The 19,052-nt window shown below is 70.2% G+C and carries 18 protein-coding genes; 8 read left to right on the top strand and 10 right to left on the bottom strand.

Annotation, left to right across the window (positions count from 1 at the left end; genetic code table 11):
- The first annotated feature begins 258 nt into the window (after positions 1-258).
- Genes ABD235_RS00630 through ABD235_RS00615 form a run of 4 tightly spaced genes read left to right on the top strand, consistent with a single transcriptional unit; the run spans position 259 to position 5,213 of the window.
- Positions 259-2,220 (top strand): DUF8189 domain-containing protein, encoded by a 1,962-nt coding sequence (locus ABD235_RS00630; protein ID WP_344167600.1) that lies wholly within the window; start codon positions 259-261, stop codon positions 2,218-2,220.
- A gap of 11 nt (positions 2,221-2,231) precedes the next feature.
- Positions 2,232-2,504 carry a hypothetical protein gene (locus ABD235_RS00625; protein WP_344167597.1) on the top strand — a complete coding sequence of 91 codons (273 nt, stop codon included), beginning with the start codon at positions 2,232-2,234 and terminating at the stop codon, positions 2,502-2,504.
- Between the two features lie 16 nt (positions 2,505-2,520).
- Positions 2,521-3,843, top strand: coding sequence for a M28 family metallopeptidase (locus ABD235_RS00620; protein WP_344167594.1), 1,323 nt, complete (start codon positions 2,521-2,523; stop codon positions 3,841-3,843).
- A gap of 5 nt (positions 3,844-3,848) precedes the next feature.
- Entirely contained in the window at positions 3,849-5,213 is a 1,365-nt protein-coding gene (locus tag ABD235_RS00615) for an HAD-IA family hydrolase (RefSeq protein ID WP_344167591.1), read from the top strand.
- Positions 5,214-5,227: 14 nt separating this feature from the next.
- On the opposite strand, the gene ABD235_RS00610 is transcribed toward ABD235_RS00615, so the two are convergent.
- Both ABD235_RS00610 and pcaD read right to left on the bottom strand, forming a co-directional pair.
- The gene (locus ABD235_RS00610; protein ID WP_344167588.1) at positions 5,228-7,159 is read right to left on the bottom strand and encodes a TIGR03960 family B12-binding radical SAM protein; all 1,932 of its coding nucleotides are present in this window, start codon (positions 7,157-7,159) and stop codon (positions 5,228-5,230) included.
- A 328-nt stretch (positions 7,160-7,487) separates the two neighbouring features.
- A complete protein-coding gene (gene pcaD, locus ABD235_RS00605; protein WP_344167585.1) occupies positions 7,488-8,246 on the bottom strand; it encodes a 3-oxoadipate enol-lactonase in 759 nt (252 codons plus the stop codon).
- A gap of 36 nt (positions 8,247-8,282) precedes the next feature.
- Here pcaD and ABD235_RS00600 point away from each other — a divergent pair, with 36 nt between their 5' ends.
- Positions 8,283-9,254 carry an asparaginase gene (locus tag ABD235_RS00600; protein ID WP_344167582.1) on the top strand — a complete coding sequence of 324 codons (972 nt, stop codon included), beginning with the start codon at positions 8,283-8,285 and terminating at the stop codon, positions 9,252-9,254.
- 59 nt (positions 9,255-9,313) lie between these two features.
- On the opposite strand, the gene ABD235_RS00595 is transcribed toward ABD235_RS00600, so the two are convergent.
- Positions 9,314-9,724, bottom strand: a complete 411-nt coding sequence (locus ABD235_RS00595; protein WP_344167579.1) for a DUF2000 domain-containing protein — start codon at positions 9,722-9,724, stop codon at positions 9,314-9,316.
- A 111-nt stretch (positions 9,725-9,835) separates the two neighbouring features.
- Here ABD235_RS00595 and ABD235_RS00590 point away from each other — a divergent pair, with 111 nt between their 5' ends.
- Entirely contained in the window at positions 9,836-10,297 is a 462-nt protein-coding gene (locus ABD235_RS00590; protein ID WP_344167576.1) for an Lrp/AsnC family transcriptional regulator, read from the top strand.
- 298 nt (positions 10,298-10,595) lie between these two features.
- On the opposite strand, the gene ABD235_RS00585 is transcribed toward ABD235_RS00590, so the two are convergent.
- On the bottom strand, positions 10,596-11,003 hold the full coding sequence (locus tag ABD235_RS00585) for a RidA family protein (protein ID WP_344167573.1): 408 nt from the start codon (positions 11,001-11,003) through the stop codon (positions 10,596-10,598).
- A gap of 96 nt (positions 11,004-11,099) precedes the next feature.
- Here ABD235_RS00585 and ABD235_RS00580 point away from each other — a divergent pair, with 96 nt between their 5' ends.
- Positions 11,100-11,480: a winged helix-turn-helix transcriptional regulator gene (locus ABD235_RS00580; protein WP_344167570.1), complete on the top strand. Its 381-nt coding sequence runs from the start codon at positions 11,100-11,102 to the stop codon at positions 11,478-11,480.
- Positions 11,481-11,604: 124 nt separating this feature from the next.
- A complete protein-coding gene (locus ABD235_RS00575) occupies positions 11,605-12,366 on the top strand; it encodes a hypothetical protein (RefSeq protein ID WP_344167567.1) in 762 nt (253 codons plus the stop codon).
- Here the strand turns inward: ABD235_RS00575 and ABD235_RS00570 are convergent.
- From ABD235_RS00570 to mreC, 6 genes are all read right to left on the bottom strand, one after another.
- On the bottom strand, positions 12,353-12,901 hold the full coding sequence (locus ABD235_RS00570; protein ID WP_344167564.1) for a dihydrofolate reductase family protein: 549 nt from the start codon (positions 12,899-12,901) through the stop codon (positions 12,353-12,355). The two genes, ABD235_RS00575 and ABD235_RS00570, sit on opposite strands and share 14 nt — an antisense overlap.
- A 99-nt stretch (positions 12,902-13,000) precedes the next feature.
- Positions 13,001-13,972 carry a sigma-70 family RNA polymerase sigma factor gene (locus ABD235_RS00565; protein WP_344167561.1) on the bottom strand — a complete coding sequence of 324 codons (972 nt, stop codon included), beginning with the start codon at positions 13,970-13,972 and terminating at the stop codon, positions 13,001-13,003.
- 409 nt (positions 13,973-14,381) lie between these two features.
- A complete protein-coding gene (gene rodA / locus ABD235_RS00560) occupies positions 14,382-15,545 on the bottom strand; it encodes a rod shape-determining protein RodA (RefSeq protein WP_344167558.1) in 1,164 nt (387 codons plus the stop codon).
- Positions 15,542-17,596 (bottom strand): penicillin-binding protein 2, encoded by a 2,055-nt coding sequence (gene mrdA / locus ABD235_RS00555; protein ID WP_344167555.1) that lies wholly within the window; start codon positions 17,594-17,596, stop codon positions 15,542-15,544. Before mrdA ends, rodA begins: the two co-directional genes overlap by 4 nt.
- On the bottom strand, positions 17,593-18,126 hold the full coding sequence (gene mreD / locus ABD235_RS00550; RefSeq protein WP_344167553.1) for a rod shape-determining protein MreD: 534 nt from the start codon (positions 18,124-18,126) through the stop codon (positions 17,593-17,595). The genes mrdA and mreD overlap by 4 nt, the downstream gene beginning before the upstream one ends.
- A gap of 1 nt (position 18,127) precedes the next feature.
- Positions 18,128-19,048 (bottom strand): rod shape-determining protein MreC, encoded by a 921-nt coding sequence (gene mreC, locus ABD235_RS00545; protein WP_344167550.1) that lies wholly within the window; start codon positions 19,046-19,048, stop codon positions 18,128-18,130.
- Between the last annotated feature and the right edge of the window lie 4 nt (positions 19,049-19,052).

Genomic DNA, 19,052 nt, shown 5'->3' with positions numbered 1-19,052 from the left:
GAGGCCCCGAGGACGAGCATGCCGGGCGTGAGCGGGTCGGGTGGGATGGGCGCACCCGGATCGCCTGGCGCCTCCGGCGCCGGCGGAGGCGGGATGCCCGGTGGATCGAGCGGCGCCGGGATGCCTGGGGCCTCCGGCCCCGGCAGCGCGGGAGCGCCTGGCGGAGGTGGGATGCCGGGCGGGATGTTCGGTGGACCCTCCGACACCAACGGGTCCGGGGGTGATGTGGAGCGGCCTTCGCGGCGTAGTTGTGGGGTGATGGACGTTCACCGGCGGCTGCTGTCCAGCGATCCGGCGTACGCCGCGGCCCGCTCCGCTCTGGAGAACGCCACCACGCAGTACGTCGCCGACCAGCACCGGTTCGCCGGCGTCGCGAAGATCCCGGTCGTCGTCCACGTCGTGTGGAACCAGCCCGCGCAGAACGTCTCGCAGGCGCAGATCGACAGTCAGCTCGACGTCCTGAACCGCGACTTCCGCGCCGCCAACACCGACCTCGGGTTCGTCCCGGCCCCGTTCACCGGCCTGGTCGCCGACTCGCGGATCGAGTTCTTCCTCGCCACCGAGGACCCGAACGGCAACCCGACCACCGGCGTCACCCGGACCCAGACGAGCAAGACGTCGTTCACGCACGACGACCAGGTCAAGTCGTCCGCGACCGGCGGCGTCGACCCGTGGCCGACCGACCGCTACCTGAACATCTGGGTCACCCAGCTCGGCGGCGGCCTGCTCGGCTACGCGCAGTTCCCGGGCGGACCGGCCGAGACCGACGGCGTCGTCATCCTGCACAGCGGGTTCGGCACCACCGGTACGGCGGCCGCGCCGTTCGACCTGGGCCGGACCACGACGCACGAGATCGGCCACTACCTGAACCTGTTCCACATCTGGGGCGACGACGGCTCGGGCTGCTCCGGCAGCGACGAGGTCGCCGACACCCCGAACCAGGGCGGCCCGAACTTCGGCGTACCGGCGTTCCCGAAGCTGTCCTGCAGCAACGGGCCGAACGGCGACCTGTTCGTGAACTACATGGACTACACCGACGACCGCGGCATGGTGATGTTCACCAACGACCAGGTCGCCCGGATGGAGGCCTGTCTCGACACCGTCCGGACCGACCTCATCGCGACGTACGAGGACTCCGGTACGCCGGTGCCGGCCGGACCGGCGGTGTCGTGGAGCAGCGACCGGCTGGACGCGTTCGTGCTCGGCACGGACCGCGCGATGTACCACAAGTGGTGGGACGGATCGGCCTGGGGACCGTCGGTCGGCGGGTACGAGTACATGGGTGGTGTCTGCATGAGTGCTCCGGAAGTGGCGTCCTGGGGACCGGACCGGCTGGACGCGTTCGTCCTCGGGACGGACCACGGCGTGTACCACAAGGCCTGGGACGGCTCGGCCTGGCAACCGTCGGCCACCGGCTACGAGGCGCTCGGCGGGATCTGCATGAGCCCGCCGCGGGTCGCGACCTGGGGACCGGACCGGCTCGACCTGTTCGTGCTCGGCACCGACCGCGCGATCTACCACAAGTGGTGGGACGGCTCGGCGTGGAACGGCTACGAGTACCTCGGCGGCGTCTGCATGAGCCCGCCGCAGGTGGTCTCGTGGGGTCCGGACCGGCTCGACGTCTTCGTGCTCGGCACCGACAACGCCGTGTGGCACAAGTGGTGGGACGGCTCGGCGTGGTCGGGCTTCGAGTCCCTCGGCGGCATCTGCACCAGCCCGCCGACCGCGGTCTCGTGGGGCCCGGACCGGATCGACCTGTTCGTGCTCGGCACCGACTCGGCGCTCTACCACCAGTCCTGGAACGGCACGGCGTGGTCCGGCTGGGCATCGCTCGGCGGCATCTGCGCGAGCGCCCCGACGGCGGTCTCGTGGGGTCCGGACCGGCTGGACGTGTTCGTGCTCGGCACCGACTCGGCGCTCTACCACCAGTGGTACGACGGTACGGCGTGGTCGGGGTTCGAGTACCTCGGCGGCATCTGCGTCGACGACCCGCGGGTGACCGCGTGGGACAGCGACCGGCTGGACGTGTTCGTGGTCGGGACCGACGGCGGGCTCTACCACAAGTGGTGGGACGGGACCGCCTGGGGACCGTCGGCCACCGGCTACGAAGGCCTCGGCGGAATCATCAGCGACTTCAAGGTCACGCTGCCGGCCCCCGCACCGGGCGCCACGCCAATGATGATGCCAGCGGCAACCATCGGAGAGGTGGTGCCGACCTGAGCCCCGACCTGGTGGTCGGGCGGTGGACGCACTCCTTCGAGGAGGACCACGACGGGATCAGCGTCTACCGCCGCGACGACTTCGCCTTCCCGCCGGCCCGTGGCCGGCGGGGGGTGGAGTTCCGCGCCGACGGGACCTTCGTCGAGCGCCTGATCGGCCGCGGCGACGCCCCCGAGGAGCACCTCGGCCAGTGGGAGCCGTCCGGCGTGATCGCCCGCGGCGCCACCGGCTCGGCCCTCGTGGTCAGCGCGACGGCCGACCGCCTCGAACTCGCCTGGCAGTAAGCCCTTGGGGGATGTTGTGACCGATCCAGTGCGTTACCTCGTCGTACCGGCCGCGGAAGCCGCGGACGCCCAGCGGGCGGCCCGGTTCGGCGACCGGACCATCTTGTGGTGCGCGGCCGCGCAACGCCTCGGCCGCGCGTCGCGGACCGTCCCGGGTCTGCTCCTCGTCACGCAGGTCGGGAGGTCGTTCCAGGACGACTACCCCGACATCGTCCCCCTGCTCGACCACGGCCGTCAGTTGGTGATCTCGGCCGCCGACAAGCCTCGGCGCCGGTCCAACCACCACTGGCGAGTCGAACCGTTGCGTCCCGGGGTCGTCGTTGACGTCCCTCCCCTCGGGGCGCAACGGGTTGAGCGCACTGTCTCCGATCTGCTCGCCCAGCTCTCCCCCGCGGCGTACCAGGCCGACGTCACCTGGCTCGCGAACCTGCCGACCCGGCACTCGCTCAGCGCGACGTACACCCAGGCGGTCGACTTCGCCGCCGCGAAGATGGTTGCCCTCGGCTACTCGACGACCCGGATGCCGATCACGGTCGGCGCCGGTCGTTCCGAGAACCTGGTCGGCGATCGCGCCGGTTCCGGTCCCGGGCCCCGGGGGCTCGTGCTGATCACCGCGCACCTCGACTCGATCAACCACGCCGGTGGACCGGCCTCCTCCGCGCCCGGCGCCGACGACAACGGCAGCGGTTCGGCCGGCGTACTGGAGCTGGGGCGGGTCCTGGCGACGCGACGCTGGCAGCACGACGTACGGCTGATCCTGTTCGGCGGTGAGGAGCAGGGACTGCACGGCAGCAAGCAGTACGTCGCCGCGCTGCCGGCCGCGGACCGCGCGCGCGTCCGCGCGGTGCTCAACATGGACATGATCGCGTCGAGGAACACCTCCACGCCGACCGTCCTGCTCGAAGGGGCGGCCGTGTCGTCGGCGCAGGTGAGCGATCTGACCGCGGCCGCGGCGACGTACACGAGCCTGAAGGTGGAGACCTCGTTCAACCCGTTCGCGAGCGACCACGTGCCGTTCATCAACGCGGGCATGCCGGCGCTGCTGACCATCGAGGGCGCGGACAGTGCCAACGGCAACATCCACTCGGCCAACGACACGTTGAGCACGCTGAACTGGCCGCTGGCCGCGGAGATCCTGCGGATGAACGCGGCGGCGCTCGCCGGCTGGCTCGGCGAGGTCACGGTGATCGCCCGGCCCCGGCCGGCTGGATCGGTGGTCTCGCGTGGGCCTGGGTTGCTCGACGTGTTCGTGGTCGGGGCCGATCGGGCGATGCATCACAAGGCGTGGGACGGCACCTCCTGGCGCGAGTACGAGTCCCTCGGAGGTGTCATAGGCTGACCTGGGTGACGGACCTGACCTGGAACGGATGCCTGAACACCCGCGACCTGGCCGGCCTGCCCACCCGGTACGGCGGTACGACGCGCGCCGGGCTGATCCGGACCGACTCCCTGCACCAGCTGGACTCCGACGGCTGGGCCGCTTTTCGGGGTGTGCAGGCGGGGCTCGTGCTCGACCTCCGGTCGGACTGGGAGCTGACCGAGCCCCATCCGCTCGACGGCGACCCGGCGTACCGGCGGATCCCTTGGATCGATCCGGTCGCTGACCAGCGGCGGGTCGCCGAGGACGAGCCGCTGATGGCCGACATCTACCGCGGCAGCCTCGACCGCAACACCGGGCAGATCCTGCAGGCGTACCGCGCGATCGCGGCCGTCCCGCTGGACACGGCCGTCGTGGTGCACTGCAAGTCGGGCAAGGACCGGACCGGGCTGCTGGTCGCGCTGCTGCAGGAGCTGGCCGGCGTACCGCGGGAGGTCATCGCCGAGGACTTCGCGGTCAGCGAGGCGAACCTGAGGATTCCGGAGCGGATCGCCGCTTTGCCTGAGGCAGAACGTGCGACGGCGGAAGTGCTGTGGCGGTCGCTGCCTTCGACGATCCTGGCGGCGCTCGAGCACGTGGATCGGCGGTACGGCGGCGTACGGGCTTATCTGGCGGGGTGCGGACTGACGCCGCGCGAGATCCACCGGCTCGGGCTGCGGCTGCTGAGCGACGTCGAGGTCGAGGCGGTGGTGTTCGACTTCGACGGGCTGCTGATGGACACCGAGACGACGATGGTCGAGAGCTGGATCGCCGAGTGGGCGCACCACGGGCTGGAGCTCGACCTCGAGGACGACTTCTGGCCGGGGCACGGCGGGGACACCAGCACGGTCCGGTACGCGCGGCTGGCCGAGCTCGTCCCCGGCTTCGACCGGGACGCGAGCCATGCGCGGCGGACGGCTCATCGCGATCGGATGCACGCCTCGATGGACTTCCGGCCGGGGATTCGCGACTGGTTGCTGGAGGCCCGTGAACTGGGCCTTCGGGTCGGGATCGCGAGCAGCTCGCCCCGGAAGTGGGTGGTGGGCCACCTGGAGCGGGTCGGCGCGCTGGAGCTGTTCGACGTCGTGACGACCGGCGACGAGGTCGACGGGCACAAGCCGGACCCGGCGGTCTACCACCTCGCGCTGTCACGGCTCGGGGTGCCAGGGCGAGCGGCGCTGGCCGTCGAGGACACCCCGCACGGGATCGTCGCGGCAGCAGCAGCCGGGATGCGGACCGTTGGGATTCCCAACCCGTACGTCGATCCGGCGACCATGGACGGCCTCGTGCTGGCGAGCGCCGCCGAACAGTCGCTCAGCGAAACGCTGTACGCCGTCGGCTCAGCCGCCTGACGGCGTACAGGCGCTCAGACGACTGACAGCGGGAGCAGCTTCTTGCCCGTGGGGCCGATCTGGATCTCGGTGCCCATCTGCGGGCAGACGCCGCAGTCGAAGCACGGGGTCCAGCGGCAGTCCTCGACCTCGATCGCGCCGTCCTCCTCGAGGGCGTCCTGCCAGTCCTCCCAGAGCCAGTCGCGGTCCAGACCGGAGTCCAGGTGGTCCCAGGGCAGCACCTCGGCGTACTCGCGCTCGCGGGTGGTGTACCAGGCCAGGTCGACCGGCTCGTCGGCCAGCGCCTTGTCGGCACAGTCCAGCCACCGCTCGTACGAGAAGTGCTCGCTCCAGCCGTCGAAGCGGCCGCCGTCGCGCCAGACCGCCTCGATGATCCGCCCGACCCGGCGGTCGCCGCGGGACAGCAGGCCCTCGATGATGCCGGGCTTGCCGTCGTGGTACCGGAAGCCGATCGCCTTCGCGTACTTGCGGTCGGACCGGATCGCCGCGCCGAGCTTGGCCAGCCGCGCGTCGGTCTCCTCGACGCCGAGCTGCGAGGCCCACTGGAACGGCGTGTGCGGCTTCGGCACGAACCCGCCGATCGAGACCGTGCAGCGGATGTCGTTGCGCCCGGAGACCTCACGGCCGGTCGCGATCACCCGCTTGGCCAGGTCCGCGATCGCCAGCACGTCCTCGTCGGTCTCGGTCGGCAGGCCGCACATGAAGTACAGCTTCACCTGCCGCCAGCCGTGGCTGTACGCCGCCGCGACCGTGCGGATCAGGTCCTCCTCGCTGACCATCTTGTTGATCACCTTGCGCATCCGGTCCGAGCCGCCCTCGGGGGCGAAGGTCAGACCGCTGCGCCGGCCGTTGCGGGAGAACTCGTTGGCCAGCGTGATGTTGAACGCGTCGACCCGGGTCGACGGCAACGAGAGGGAGACGTTGCTGCCCTCGTACCGGTCGCCGAGGCCCTTGGCCACGTCGGCGATCTCGCTGTGGTCGGCCGAGCTGAGGCTGAGCAGGCCGACCTCCTCGAAGCCGGACTGCTTGAGGCCGTTCTCGACCATGTCGCCGATCGTGGTGATGCTGCGCTCGCGGACCGGGCGGGTGATCATCCCGGCCTGGCAGAACCGGCAGCCGCGCGTGCAGCCGCGGAAGATCTCGACCGAGTAGCGCTCGTGCACGGTCTCGGCGAGCGGGACCAGCGGCTTCTTCGGGTACGGCCAGGCGTCCAGGTCCATCACGGTGTGCTTCGCCGTCCGCCAGGGCACGCCCGGCTTGTTCGGCGCGACGCGCTGGATCCGACCGTCGGGCAGGTACTCGACGGTGAAGAACTTGGGGATGTAGACGCCGCCGGACTTGGCCAGCCGCAGCAGCACCTCGTCGCGGCCGCCCGGCTTGCCCTCGTCCTTCCACTCGCGGATCACCTCGGTGATCGCGAGCACGATCTCCTCGCCGTCCCCGAGCACCGCCGCGTCGATGAAGTCCGCGATCGGCTCGGGGTTGAACGCCGCGTGACCACCGGCCAGCACGATCGGGTCGTCCTCGGTCCGGTCCACGGCGTACAGCGGGATCCCGGCCAGGTCGAGCGCGGTCAGCATGTTCGTGTACCCGAGCTCGGTCGAGAACGACAGCCCGAACACGTCGAACGCCTTCACCGGCCGGTGGCTGTCCAGCGTGAACTGCGGGATGTCGTGCTCCCGCATCACCGCCTCCATGTCCGGCCAGACCGAGTAGGTCCGCTCCGCCAGGACGTGCTCGCGCTCGTTCAGCACTTCGTACAGGATCTGCACGCCTTGGTTCGGCAGTGCGACCTCGTAGGCGTCCGGGTACATCAGGGCCCAGCGGACACTCACGGCGTCCCAGTCCTTGCTGACCGAGTTCAGCTCACCACCGACGTACTGAATCGGCTTCTGCACACCCGGCAACACCGGCTCCAGGCGGGGGAACAACGACTCGACAGTCATCAACGACACTTCCGTACGAGGACAGGGCGCCTACCAGCCTAACGCCGCCGCGTCGCTCCGGCCGCATCCGCCGGCTCCAGCCCGCGGACGGCCACCCTCCAGGCGGCGGAGGCAGCCCCGAGGACGGCGGGCAGGTAACGGCGGCAGTCCCGGGGGCGGCGCGCAAGCGGCGGAGGCGCCCCCGAGGACGGCGCGCAAGCGGGGAGGCGCCCCCGGGGGCGTCGGGCAGGCTCTGAGTTTCTCTTTCCGGCCGACGCAGCCTCAGCCCAAGGCAGCACCGTCGGCCGCATCGCCGCGGCGAGAAGCACCGCCGGCCGACTCCGGTGGATCAGCTGAGATGGGTGAGGAGGAGGCTGTTGATCCGCTCGGGATGGGTGTACGTGACCAGGTGGGCCGCGTTCTCGAGGATTTCGAGGTGGGCGCCCGGGATGGTCTGGGCGAGTGGGATGACGGTTTCCGGCGGGATGGAGGTGTCCTGCTCGGCGGTGATGACGAGGACCGGCGCGGTGATGTCGGCCAAGCCTGGGGTGAGGTCGAGGGTGCTGAGGGCCTCGCAGCACGCGGCGTAGCCCTCGTCGGGGGTGGTGAGGAGCTGCTGGCGGATGACCTCGACCTCCTCGGGGTGCGCCTCGGCGTACTCGGGAAGGAACCAGCGCCCGAGCGTCGCCTCGGTGATCGCCTGGGTGCCCTCCTTGCGGACCTGCGCGGCGCGGTCGGTCCAGGTCTGGGCGTTTGCTGCCGCGTTGACCGGCGGGCAGAGCAGGGCGAAGCGGTGGAAGCGGTCGGGCGCGTTCTGCGCGAGCCAGAGGCCGACGGCGCCGCCGAGCGAGATGCCGACGTACGACGCCTGCTCGGCGCCGATCTCGTCGAGCAGTTCGAGAACGTCGTTGCCGAGGTCCTCGATCGTGTACGGGCCGGCCGGCGCCTCGGACGCGCCATGGCCGCGGTGGTCGAACGCGACCACCCGGAAGGTCTTCGACAGGGCGTCGAGCTGAGGCGCCCACATCGCGTGGTTGGTGCCCAGCGACGAGGCCAGCAGTACTACGGGCGCGTCGTCGGGGCCGGTCGTCTGGTGGTTGAGCCGCATGCTGTTCACCTTAGTAACGGTGCTACGTTTCGCGACATGTCTGAGGGTGTTCCGGGGCTGGACGGGGTGGTCGAGCTCGCCACGGTGGTCCGCAACGGGTTCGTCGAGAGCCGGCACTTCGGGATGGCGGTCGCGCTGTCGCCGTCCGGTACGCCGGTCTTCGCCGCGGGCGACGTCGACGCGGTGATCCTGCCTCGCTCGACGGCCAAGCCGTTGCAGGCGGTCGGGACGTTGGTGGCGGGCGCCGTACTGGACGGTCCTGCGACCGCGATCGCCGCCGGGAGCCACACGGGCGAGGACCGACATGTCCAGGTCGTCGACCGGATTCTGACGTCGGTCGGTCTCGACCGTTCAGCTCTCGGGTGCCCGGCGGATCGCCCCGAGGACGAGGAGACTCGCCTCCGGCTGATCAGCTCCGGCGCCGCACCGGACGCCGTACGGATGAACTGCTCGGGCAAGCACGCCGCGATGCTCGCGGCCGCCGTCACGCTTGACGGTTTGGATGCTGCGGGCAACTACCTGGACCCGGCGTCGCCGGTGCAGAAGATCATCGGCGCCGAGCTCGAACGGTTGACCGGAGCAACCACCGGCGTCGTCACCGTCGACGGCTGCGGCGCTCCCCTGCTCGGCATGCCGCTGTCCGGCCTGGCCCGCTCCTTCGGCCTGCTCGCGACGGCCGCTGCCGGTACGGCGGAGCACCAGGTCGCCACGGCCATGCGCGAGTACCCCGAGTACGTCGGCGGGCGCGGGCACCTCAACTCCGACACGATGCGCCTCCTGCCCGGCGTACTGGCCAAGGGCGGCGCGGAAGGCGTCATCGCGATGGCCACGCCCGACGGTCACGCCGTCGCGGTCAAGGTCATCGACGGGAATCCGCGGGCCACGACCGCGCTGGCGCTCACGCTGCTGGAGAAGTGCGGCGCCGACGTCGGTCCCGCTTCAGCCCTTCGTCAGGTCCCCGTCCTCGGAGGCGGCCGACCGGTTGGTCACATCGTCCCCTCGATCTGACTTTGAGCACGGCTCAGCCGTCTGTTCGCCGGTTTCGCGGCTGAGCCGTGCTCAAAGTCTCAGCGGTAGAGCGCGAGGGCGCCCGTCAGCGAGTCGACCGCGGCGCGTGGGCCGTACAAGCCAAGGCCGAAGTACTCGAGGTCTTCCTTCTTCGTCCCGCCGATCGTCGCCGTGTACTGCTCGTACGTCCGCGACCGCTGCGCCACCTGGTTCATGTCGTGCACGGTGACGCCGTCCCGCCCGGCCGCCTGGTCACGGAGGTCGCGCAACTGTTCACCCGAGGCGCGCAGTACCGGGATCGGATGAGCGGACATCCCCTCGTGCACGGCGCCCGACGCGTCCTCGACCGGCGCGCCGACGACGTCCTCGTGATGGTGCCCGAGCGATACCCCGAGCAACGCCGCCGTGTTCAGTGCGACCCCGACCGGCGCCTCGGCGGCGATCACCACGACCATCTTGTTCGCCAGCATCGGGCGAGCTCCTTCCACGCGCTCAACAGATCTGCCTGAAAGCTAGCCATCCGTACGCCGTACGCGCTGGCCAACCGAACGAAATTCGGCCGCTCAGGGAAACTGGTCGACATGGACGAACTTGATACGGCCCTGCTGCGGATCCTGCAGAACGACGCACGCCGCACCAACCGCGACATGGCCGCCGAACTCGGCATCGCGCCGTCCACGTGCCTCGAGCGCATCCGCGGCCTGCGCGAGCGCGGCGTGATCAGCGGCTACCACGCGGCCGTCGACCTGCACGCGATCGACCGGTCCACCCAGGCGATCATCTCGATCAAGCTCCGCCCGCAGGCGATGGCCGTGGCGACCGCGTTCCAGGACTACGTGCAGAGCCTGCCGCAGACCCTGGAGATGTTCATGGTCTCGGGCGCCTCGGACTTCCTCGCCCACGTCGCGGTGAAAGACACCCAGGCGCTGCGCGACCTGGTCCTGCAACTGGCCAAACGCCAGGAGATCGGCGACATCCGCAGCTCGGTCGTCTTCGAACACCACCGGCGAACGACGGTGATGCCCCTTCCCCCGCCCCGATGAAGGTGACGCCTCTCCCCCTGCGTCGAGGAAGAGGCGTCACCGCTTTCGCCGCCGGTCGGGCCAGGACCGCCGCCGCCCCGGCGAAGGCCCGGCCCGCCGAGCACCGGCGGCGGCCGGCACGCCAGAGGGACCAACGCACCGGCGTACGCCGGGAGGGGCTTCGGCGTACACCTGCTGAGACAGGCAACCAGCCGCGGACGTGACAGCCCCGGCCACAAGTGGCTGCCGCCCAGGCGGCGAACTCGCAGGACGTCGAGCGCCCTCCGCGACTCGGCGGCGGTCAGGCCTGCCACCTGGCTCAGTCGAGGACGGCGACGGCCTCGATCTCGACCAGCAGGTCTGGTGCAGCCAGGGCGGCGACGCCGATGCCGGTGAACGGCGGGACCGGTTGGACACCGAGCTGGGCGAAGGCCCGGCCGGCGCCTTCGAGGAACGCCGGCATCTTGCCCGGCGTCCAGTCGACCAGGTACGCGGTCAGCTTCGCGACGTCGTCGAAGGTGGCGCCGGCCGCCGCGAGCGCCGTACCGAGGTTCAGGTACACCTGCTCGACCTGGGCGGCGAGATCGCCTGCACCGACCGTCGTACCGGCGGCGTCCACCGCGACCTGGCCGGCGACGAACACCAGCCTCGATCCGGTTGCGACCGACACCTGGCGGTACAGGTCGATCTGCGGTAGCTCGGCGGGGTTGATCAGAGTGATGCTCATCCGGGGGCCTCTCGTGCTCTCTTGTGGTTACCAAGGAACCGTAGGAGAGTATGGACGGCCAGGGAAGAACGCACTTTTGAGTGACCGGGGAACCAGATGGTGACCAAGCAGTACAGCGGCTCGCCCGAGGACGCGGATCTCACCCGCGCGGACTCGCTCGCGCGGGAGATCTTCTCCGACATCGCGAACAAGTGGGCGTTCCTGATCATCGAGCTGCTCGCCGACCGGACGCTGCGCTTCAGCGAACTGCGCAACGAGATCGAGGGCATCAGCCACAAGATGCTCACCCAGAACCTGCGCATGCTCGAGCGCTACGGGCTGGTCGAGCGGACCGTCTACCCGACCGTTCCGCCCCGCGTCGAGTACACGCTCACGGCAGCAGGCCAGGCCCTGCACGAGATCGTCAGCGGCATGTGCGACTGGACGCACCGCTACCTCGCCCACATCGAATCCTCCCGCCGTACGTTCGACGCCTGACCGGGCGGTTGGTGTGACAGTTCGTGCAAGGTGAGGGCGACGGGCGGAAATGTCCTGGCTCGGTTGCACCTCGGCTGAGAAGCTCGTCGCCATGGCTTCGAACTTGGATTGCCTTGGACTCGGGGTGGACTCCCCGGAAGCGTTCGCCGACCTGGTCGACCGGATCGGCCCGCAGGCCGCTGTCGTCGGCGCCGGGTCCGACGGGGTCGAACTGCTGCGCTGGGAAGACCCGTCCGGCGCCCGTCTGCTCCTGACGCGCGGCAAGCGTGGCATCACGCGCGTGACTCCGTCGTACGCCGGTGAGCGCGTCGTCCAACTCGGCGACATCCACCGCGAGAGCGACGAGGCCGCCGTCGCCGATGTCCTGGAGGACGGCGAGATGGTCACCCGCGTGGCGGTTGAGCTGGAAGAGCTCCCCCTTCTCGGCGACGCCAAGCACGCCGGCGCTGCCAACATCGTCGCGCTGGCCCCGGACGCCCAGTTCTTCGCCAACGAGGAAGCCTTCGCCGCCTCGGACGCCAGCCGCCTGTCCACCGGCGACCCCGGCCCCCGCCCCGACCACTACGAACCCGACTGGATCTCGCCGCCGCGCATGGCCACCGAGTCGTTCATCCCCACCGGCCTGTTCGGCACCGGCGCCGAGGTCCAGCCGCTCGCGCTGCTCAACGGCGTCGTCCGGTACGCCGAACGCCGCACCACGATGCTGACCGGCCAGGACTTCGTCGTCGCCCGAGTCCGCACCGCCGGCTTCGAGGCCGACGTCTGCCTCCCGGCCGGCACGGCTGTCCCCCTCCCCGGCGCTGTCGTCAGCACCGACGCCTTCCTCACCGGCTCGCTGGACATCGCGTTTCCGCCGGCCCGCCGCAAGTGGTTCAACCGCCGCTGACCACCGGGCGGTAGGTCAGCAGGACGTTACCGGCCTCGAACGCGCGCGTTCGGGCCAGGGTGAAGGCGGTGAGATCCAGCCCATCGAGCAGTCGCGCCCCGGAGCCGAGGACGACGGGGTTGACCATCAGCCGGAGTTCGTCGAGCAGCCCCCGGCGAATCAGGTCGACGGTGACGGACGAACTGCCGAAGATCGCGACCTTCCCCGCAGCGATCGCTTCGACCTCACTGATCTCGCGCAGCAGGCTGGTGTTGTTCCAATCGGCCGTCGCGAGGCTCCGGGAAACGACGTACTTGCGGATGGCGTTCATCCGGCTCGCGACGCCGTGATCGAAGTCCGACCCGGCTTGCTCAGGCCAGTACCGGACCATGCCGTCGTACGTCGTCCGCCCGAACAGCAGGGCGTCAACCTCGTCGAGCTGTTCCACCGAGTAGGCGGTGAACTCCGGTCCGAAGGTCTGCCACTCCAAGCCGCCGCTGCTGTCGGCGTGGAATCCGTCGAGGCTGATGCCGAGGAAAGAAATGAGCTTGGGCATGTCGGTTCTCCGTCTGCTGCCGTCCCGCACCACCGTGGTGCGTGGACAGGTAGACGGCGAGGGCCGCTCGCAGTCATCGATGGGCTGTCGTGATCTGGGTCACAGAGACTCGGGCAGGCCGAACGCCGCGAACAGCTTCGGCTCGCCGAAGGCGGTCAGCTCGGCGATCCGGCCGTGCTCGACCCGGAGCAGGCTGATGCCAAAGGGCCGGTACGACGCCTCCCCGGGCTGCCGCAGGTACGACGCGACGGCAGGCTGCCGGTTCGCGGCGAATGGGAGCATCCGCTGGTGACCGGGATGGCGCGGCGAGGCGGGGTCGAAACTGTCGAGGAACGCGGCGTGCACGTCGTCGCGGCCGGACAGCCAGAACGGGAACGGCGGCATCGTGACGCGCACGTCGACGTGCATCAGCGCGACGACCGCGTCGGCGTCGGATCGCTCGAAGGCGTCGATGTAGCGGTCGACGAGTTCACGCTCCGCGTCGGACGCCGTACTGGTCCATTCGCTGCGGTGGGACGGCAGGCCGGATCGCAGCGCGGGGCGGGCGCGTTGGAGTGCGGCGTTGACCGCGGCCACCGAGAGGCCGAGGAGGTCGGCCGTGTCGGCGGCCGGCCAGTTGAGGATGTCGCGAAGGATCAGCACGGCGCGTTGTCGCGGTGGCAGGTGCTGGATCGCGGCGAGGAACGCGAGCTCGATCGTTTCCCGGCTGATCACCATCACGTCCGGCTCGTCGGCGCGCGGCGCCGGCGGTTCGAGCAGAGCGTCGGGAAACGGCTGGAGCCACGGCAGCTCGGGCCGGGGTGCTCGCGCCGGAATCCTCGAGGACGGAGGCTCGAGATCGGAGGGCAGGATCCGACGTGGCCGGCGAGCGTCGAGGCACGCGTTGGTCGCGATCTTGTAGAGCCAGGACCGGACACTCGATCGGCCTTCGAAGGCGTCGCGCGCCCGCCAGGCCTTCAGGAACGTCTCCTGCACCAGGTCCTCGGCTTCGTCGAACGAGCCCAGCATCCGGTAGCAGTGCACGCGCAACTCGTGCCGATACCGCTCGAGATCCCCGCCTGCCAGCGCCACGCCTGCAGCCTAGGGAGACCGCAGCTCAGTCAACTGGTTGATGCTCGGCGGATGGGCTGTGGCTGAGGTTGCTGGTTGGCTGACGCGCTCGGGCTGAGGTTGCTGGTTGGCTCACGCGCTCGGGCTGAGGTTGCTGGTCGGCTGACTGCGCTGTGGTTGGCGCTCGGCGAGCATGCTCGCGCGGGTCGGGCCTCGCGGCGCCGGCTGCGGGTTCGGCGGTTGGGTGCGGGTAGGTGCCACCTGTGAACTTCTTGCCTGCCTCCGTCGACTATCACCTGCAGGTGGTCTGTTTGGGCAAGAAGTCAGCACGCGTCACCTTGGGGCCGGTGGGTGAGGGGATCACCTTTGGCTTCGGTGGTGTGCAGTTGTGGCTGAGGTTGCTGCTCGACGCGGGGCTCCGGCCGCGGGCTCAGATCTCGTGGGTGCGGAGGTGGATGTTTTGGAGCAGGCCGATGGCCAGCAGGCCGGCGAACATCGACGAGCCGCCGTAGGAGACGAACGGCAGCGGGAGGCCGGTGACCGGCATGATGCCGAGCGTCATGCCGATGTTTTCGAAGGCCTGGAAGGCGAACCAGCAGACGATGCCGGTGGCGACCAAGCGGTCGAAGGCGTCGCGGGCGTTGACGGCGATGCGGAGGCCTCGCCAGAGGATGAGGGCGAACAGGGCGATGATGGCGCCGGCGCCGATCAGGCCCAGTTCTTCGCCGGCGACGGTGAAGACGAAGTCGGTGTGCTGTTCGGGGACGAAGGCGTTCTGGGTCTGGGAACCGTGGAACAGGCCCTGGCCGAAGACGCCGCCGTTACCGATCGCGATGCGGGCCTGGTTGACGTTGTAGCCGATGCCCTGGGGGTCCTGCGACGGATCCGCGAAGGCGGTGAAGCGGGCCAGCTGGTAGTCCTTCAGGACGTTGAACTGGATGGCCAGGGTCGCGATCAGGACGGCGGCGGTGACCAGGCCCAGCATCCAGCGCTTGGGGACGCCGGAGACCGCGATGATGCCGAAGACGATCGAGCCGAGGACCATCACCGTGCCGAGGTCCGGCTGCAGCATGACCAGGAGGACGGGGATCGCCGCGACGGCGATCGCCTGGGCGACGTCGATGGTGCGGGCGTTCTCGCGATGGTTGGTCTCGCCCTTCTCGGCGATCAGCAGCGCCATGCCGACGATCACGGCCAGCTTGGCGAACTCGCTGGGCTGGACCGACATCCACGGCAGCTCGATCCACGAGCGCGAGCCGTTGATCACCGCGCCGACACCGGGCACGAGCACGAGGATCAGCCCGAGCAGCGACGCGACGTACAGCAGTGGCGCGAGGATGCGCAGCCGGCGGTGGTCGGTGACCGCGGCGCCGACCGCGAGGACCGCGCCGATCGCGAAGTTCAAGGCGTGGCGGAACAGGTAGGCCTGCGGATGTCCGTCGGTCAACGACGTCCGCTGGTACGTCGCCGACCACACGAGCAGCGCACCGAGGAACGCGAGCGCGAGAACGCCGAGCACCATGACCCAGTCGGCCTGCCACAGCGCCGATCGCCGGTCCCGCGACCGGACCGGTCGCATCGTCAGCAGGCTCATGGCGTCTTCTTCGCAGCGGGCGGCGCGGCCGGCTTGATGTTGTAGAGCGTCTCGTAGATGTGGCGGACCGCCGTACCGGAGGCGCCCGAACCCGTACCGGCCTGGCTGATCATCATCACCACGGCGTACCGATCGGTGTACGACGCGAGCCACGACGTCGTCTGCTTGCCGTAGACCTCGGCCGTCCCGGTCTTCGCGCGGACCGGGATCTGGTCGAGCGGGAAGCCGTTGAACTTCCAGGCCGCCGTCCCGGACCGGACCGTCTCCCGCAGCGCCTTGTCGATGTAGCGCAGGTTGGCGGCCGGGACCGGCAGCCGGGCGGCGATCGTGCTCGGGATCGCCTTGGCCTTGCCGTTCGGGCCGATCACCTTCTGCGCGACCCGCGGCTCCCAGAGGATGCCGCCGTTCGACAGCGCCGAGTAGACGGTCGCGAGCTGGATCGGGGTCAGCGTGGTGTCGCCCTGCCCGATCGCGAAGTTCACCGCGTCACCGGCGCGGTAGCGGTACCCGTCGGCGCAGAACTCGCGGGAGAACTGCTTGAGGAACGACGAAGTCCCCGCGGGAGGCGAGTCGGCGAGCTTGCAGTAGTAGTCCTTCTGCGCGTCGTAGTACGACTTCTTCCACTTGCGGTCCGCGATCCGCCCGGACGCCTCGCCGGGCAGGTCGATCCCGGTCGCCTTGCCGAGGCCGAACTTCTTCGCCATCTCGACCAGCGGGTCGAGCGCGTCGATGTCGCCGGAGTTGCCGCCCTCCTTGAGCCACAGGGCGTAGGCGATCCGGTAGAAGAAGGTGTCGCAGGACAGCGCGAGCGCCTGGTCGAACCCGATCATCCCGTACGACGCGGACTCGTAGTTCTTGAACCGGCGGTTGCCGACCTCGAAGAACGACGAGCAGTCCAGCCGGGTCTTCTGGCTGTACCCGGCGCCCAGCGCGGCCGCCGTCGTGATCGGCTTGAATGTCGATCCCGGCGCGAGCTGCCCCTGCAGCGCCCGCGACAGCAGCGGCGTCCCGGACTGCGGCGAGTACAGCGCGTCGAGCTCGCGTTGCGAGATCCCGCCGACCCAGACGCCCGGGTCGTACGACGGATAGCTGGCCATGCCGACGATGTGACCGGTCTTGGTGTCCATCACCACCGCGGCGCCCGAGTCGGCGACGTAGTTCCGCTTGGTGATCTTGTCGTACTGCTTGCGCGCGGTCATGATCGCGCCGCGCAGCTCTTTCTCGACCGAGGCCTGCACCCGCGCGTCGATGCTCGTCACCAGCGTCGAGCCGGGCACGGGCGCGGTCTGCTTCACCGTGCCGGTCGTGAACCCGACCGCGTCGACACTGACCGTCTTCAGCCCGGGCGCCCCGCGCAGCATCGCGTCGTACGTGCGCTCGACGCCGGCACGGCCGACGAGATCGGACCGGTGCGGCACCGGGTCCTGCCCGGCGGCGTCGATCTTGTCGAGCTCCTCGGTCGTGATCGGCGACAGGTACCCGAGGATGTGCGCCGCGTTCACCCCGTACGGCGAGGGGTAGGCGCGCAGCGCGGCGGTCTCGGCGGCGACGCCGGGGAAGTCCTCGCGGCGTTCCATCACCTCGATCGCGACCTGCTCGCTGACGTCCTTGGCCACCGGGATCGGCTGGTACGGCGAACCGTTCCAACAGGCCGGCGGCTTGGACGCGCCCGGCTCGCCGCAGAGCTTGGTCCGGGCGGTCAGGTCGGCCGGCTTCTGGCCCAGCACCTTCGCGAGCCGGCCGAGCACGCTCGCCTGCTGCGTGTCGGTCAGCTTCGCCAGCACCGACCGGTCGACCGAGATCACCAGGGAGACCCGGTTGCCGACCAGCGTCCGGCCGGCGGCGTCGACGATCGTGCCGCGCGGCGCCGGGGTCAGCACGTCCCGGGTGCGGTTGTTGTCGGCGGCGTTCGCGTAGTCGTCGCCGACCATGACCTGCAAGTACCACAGGCGGCCGAACAGCGTGCAGAACAAGGAGAACACCAGCACGCCGATCACGAACAGGCGCATCCGCGCCTTCAGCGGCGCCGGGTTGAAGCTGTCGAAACTCATGGCATGACTCGTCGGCGTTCGCGCGCGGGCAGCACGCGGCGCATCACCCAGAGCACGATCGGGATCACCACGATCGCGCCGACCACGTCGTACCCGGCGGCGATGCCGAGGCGGACGCCGAACTCGTTCCAGTCGACAGCGGGGTCGTGCAGCAGCGAGCCGGTCGCGCAGTACAGCAGCAGCGACAGTGCGGCGCCGAGCACGACCGTCCCGGCGACGCCGACCGGACCGACCGGTCCGGCCGAGGTCTCGCGGCGGATCAGGCCGGCGACGTACCCGCTAACAGCCAGCGCGAGCGCCCAACGGCCGGCTGTGTGGTCGGCGGGCGGCACGACGTCGAGCATCAGTCCGCCGGCGAAGCCGGTGATCGCGCCCCACTCCGGTCCGCGGGCCAGCGCGAGGCCGACCACGACGATCATCACCAGGTCGCAGGTGACGCCGGCGACCGCGATGTGCGGCAACAGCGAGGTCTGCACGGTGACGGCGACCATCAGGAACAGCGCGGCGACCGCGATCCGGAGGGGGATCATGTCAGCGCCCCTGCTCGGGCATGACCGTGCCGCGCGGCGGCCGGGCCGGCGGGCCGGTGACCACGCCGACGGTGTCGATCCGGGTCGGGTCGACGAACGGCTTCACCGTCGCCGTCGACCCGAGGGTGCCCTGGTTCGGCGTGACCGTGGTGACGGTGCCGATCGGGACACCCGGCACGTACGGCGCGTTGCCTCTCGAGCCCCAGGTGACGATCCGGTCGCCGACCTTCGGCCGGGCCCGCAGGTCGACCAGCTTGTAGTCCATCGTGCCGCCCGTCTCGCCCCGGCCGGACAGGAAGCCCAGCGCGAGCGTCGAGTTCAGCCGGCCGCCGACGGTGGAGTTCCGGTCGCCGATGAGCAGTACCGTGGCGGTCGCGTCGGTCGCCCGCACGACGCGGCCCACCAGCCCGTCCCCGTTCAGTACTGTCATGTCCGGCCGCACCCCGTCCGCCGTTCCGGCATCGATGGTCACTGTGTGGTTGAAGCTCTGCGCGCTGCCGATCCCGATCACCCTGGCCGGCGTCACCGTGTACTGCGGGGCCACCTTCAGCAGGCGGTCCAGCTCGGCGGCGCGGTTGCGGGCGTAGTCGGTGGTGCGCAGCTCCTCGGTGAGTTTCTCGTTCTCCGCTTGGAGTTTCTCGTTCTCTGCCTTCAAGGTATCCACTTCGGCGAACCGGTCGCGCAGGTTGTCCACAGGCTGCCGGGCCGACGTCGCGCCGGACTCCAGCGGGCCGAAAACGGCCGCCGCGGCGTGCCGCAGCGGATCGACCGGTGAACCGGCCGACCGGCGCGCGTCGAGCACGATCAGCGTCAGCGAGGCCAGGATCACCAGCACCAGCACGGTCCGGCGACGGCGGATCTCGCGGGGCAGCCCGGCGGCACGGACCAGGCCTCTCGCGGGGGTGCCGAGGTCTTTGAGCATGGGT

It is taken from the genome of Kribbella lupini (genome assembly GCF_039529595.1).
GTDB classification, from domain to species: Bacteria; Actinomycetota; Actinomycetes; order Propionibacteriales; family Kribbellaceae; genus Kribbella; species Kribbella lupini.
This window is presented reverse-complemented; position numbering and strand designations above follow the sequence as displayed.

Coding starts and splice junctions, on each gene's coding strand:
- pcaD (WP_344167585.1), bottom strand. CDS start 8,246: ATGCGGCTCAACCACCAGACGACCGGCCCCGACGACGCGCCCGTAGTA.
- ABD235_RS00595 (WP_344167579.1), bottom strand. CDS start 9,724: ATGCTGGCGAACAAGATGGTCGTGGTGATCGCCGCCGAGGCGCCGGTC.
- ABD235_RS00585 (WP_344167573.1), bottom strand. CDS start 11,003: ATGAGCATCACTCTGATCAACCCCGCCGAGCTACCGCAGATCGACCTG.
- ABD235_RS00570 (WP_344167564.1), bottom strand. CDS start 12,901: ATGCCCAAGCTCATTTCTTTCCTCGGCATCAGCCTCGACGGATTCCAC.
- ABD235_RS00600 (WP_344167582.1), top strand. CDS start 8,283: ATGTCTGAGGGTGTTCCGGGGCTGGACGGGGTGGTCGAGCTCGCCACG.
- ABD235_RS00630 (WP_344167600.1), top strand. CDS start 259: ATGGACGTTCACCGGCGGCTGCTGTCCAGCGATCCGGCGTACGCCGCG.
- rodA (WP_344167558.1), bottom strand. CDS start 15,545: ATGAGCCTGCTGACGATGCGACCGGTCCGGTCGCGGGACCGGCGATCG.
- ABD235_RS00590 (WP_344167576.1), top strand. CDS start 9,836: ATGGACGAACTTGATACGGCCCTGCTGCGGATCCTGCAGAACGACGCA.
- mreC (WP_344167550.1), bottom strand. CDS start 19,048: ATGCTCAAAGACCTCGGCACCCCCGCGAGAGGCCTGGTCCGTGCCGCC.
- ABD235_RS00610 (WP_344167588.1), bottom strand. CDS start 7,159: ATGACTGTCGAGTCGTTGTTCCCCCGCCTGGAGCCGGTGTTGCCGGGT.
- mreD (WP_344167553.1), bottom strand. CDS start 18,126: ATGATCCCCCTCCGGATCGCGGTCGCCGCGCTGTTCCTGATGGTCGCC.
- mrdA (WP_344167555.1), bottom strand. CDS start 17,596: ATGAGTTTCGACAGCTTCAACCCGGCGCCGCTGAAGGCGCGGATGCGC.
- ABD235_RS00580 (WP_344167570.1), top strand. CDS start 11,100: ATGGTGACCAAGCAGTACAGCGGCTCGCCCGAGGACGCGGATCTCACC.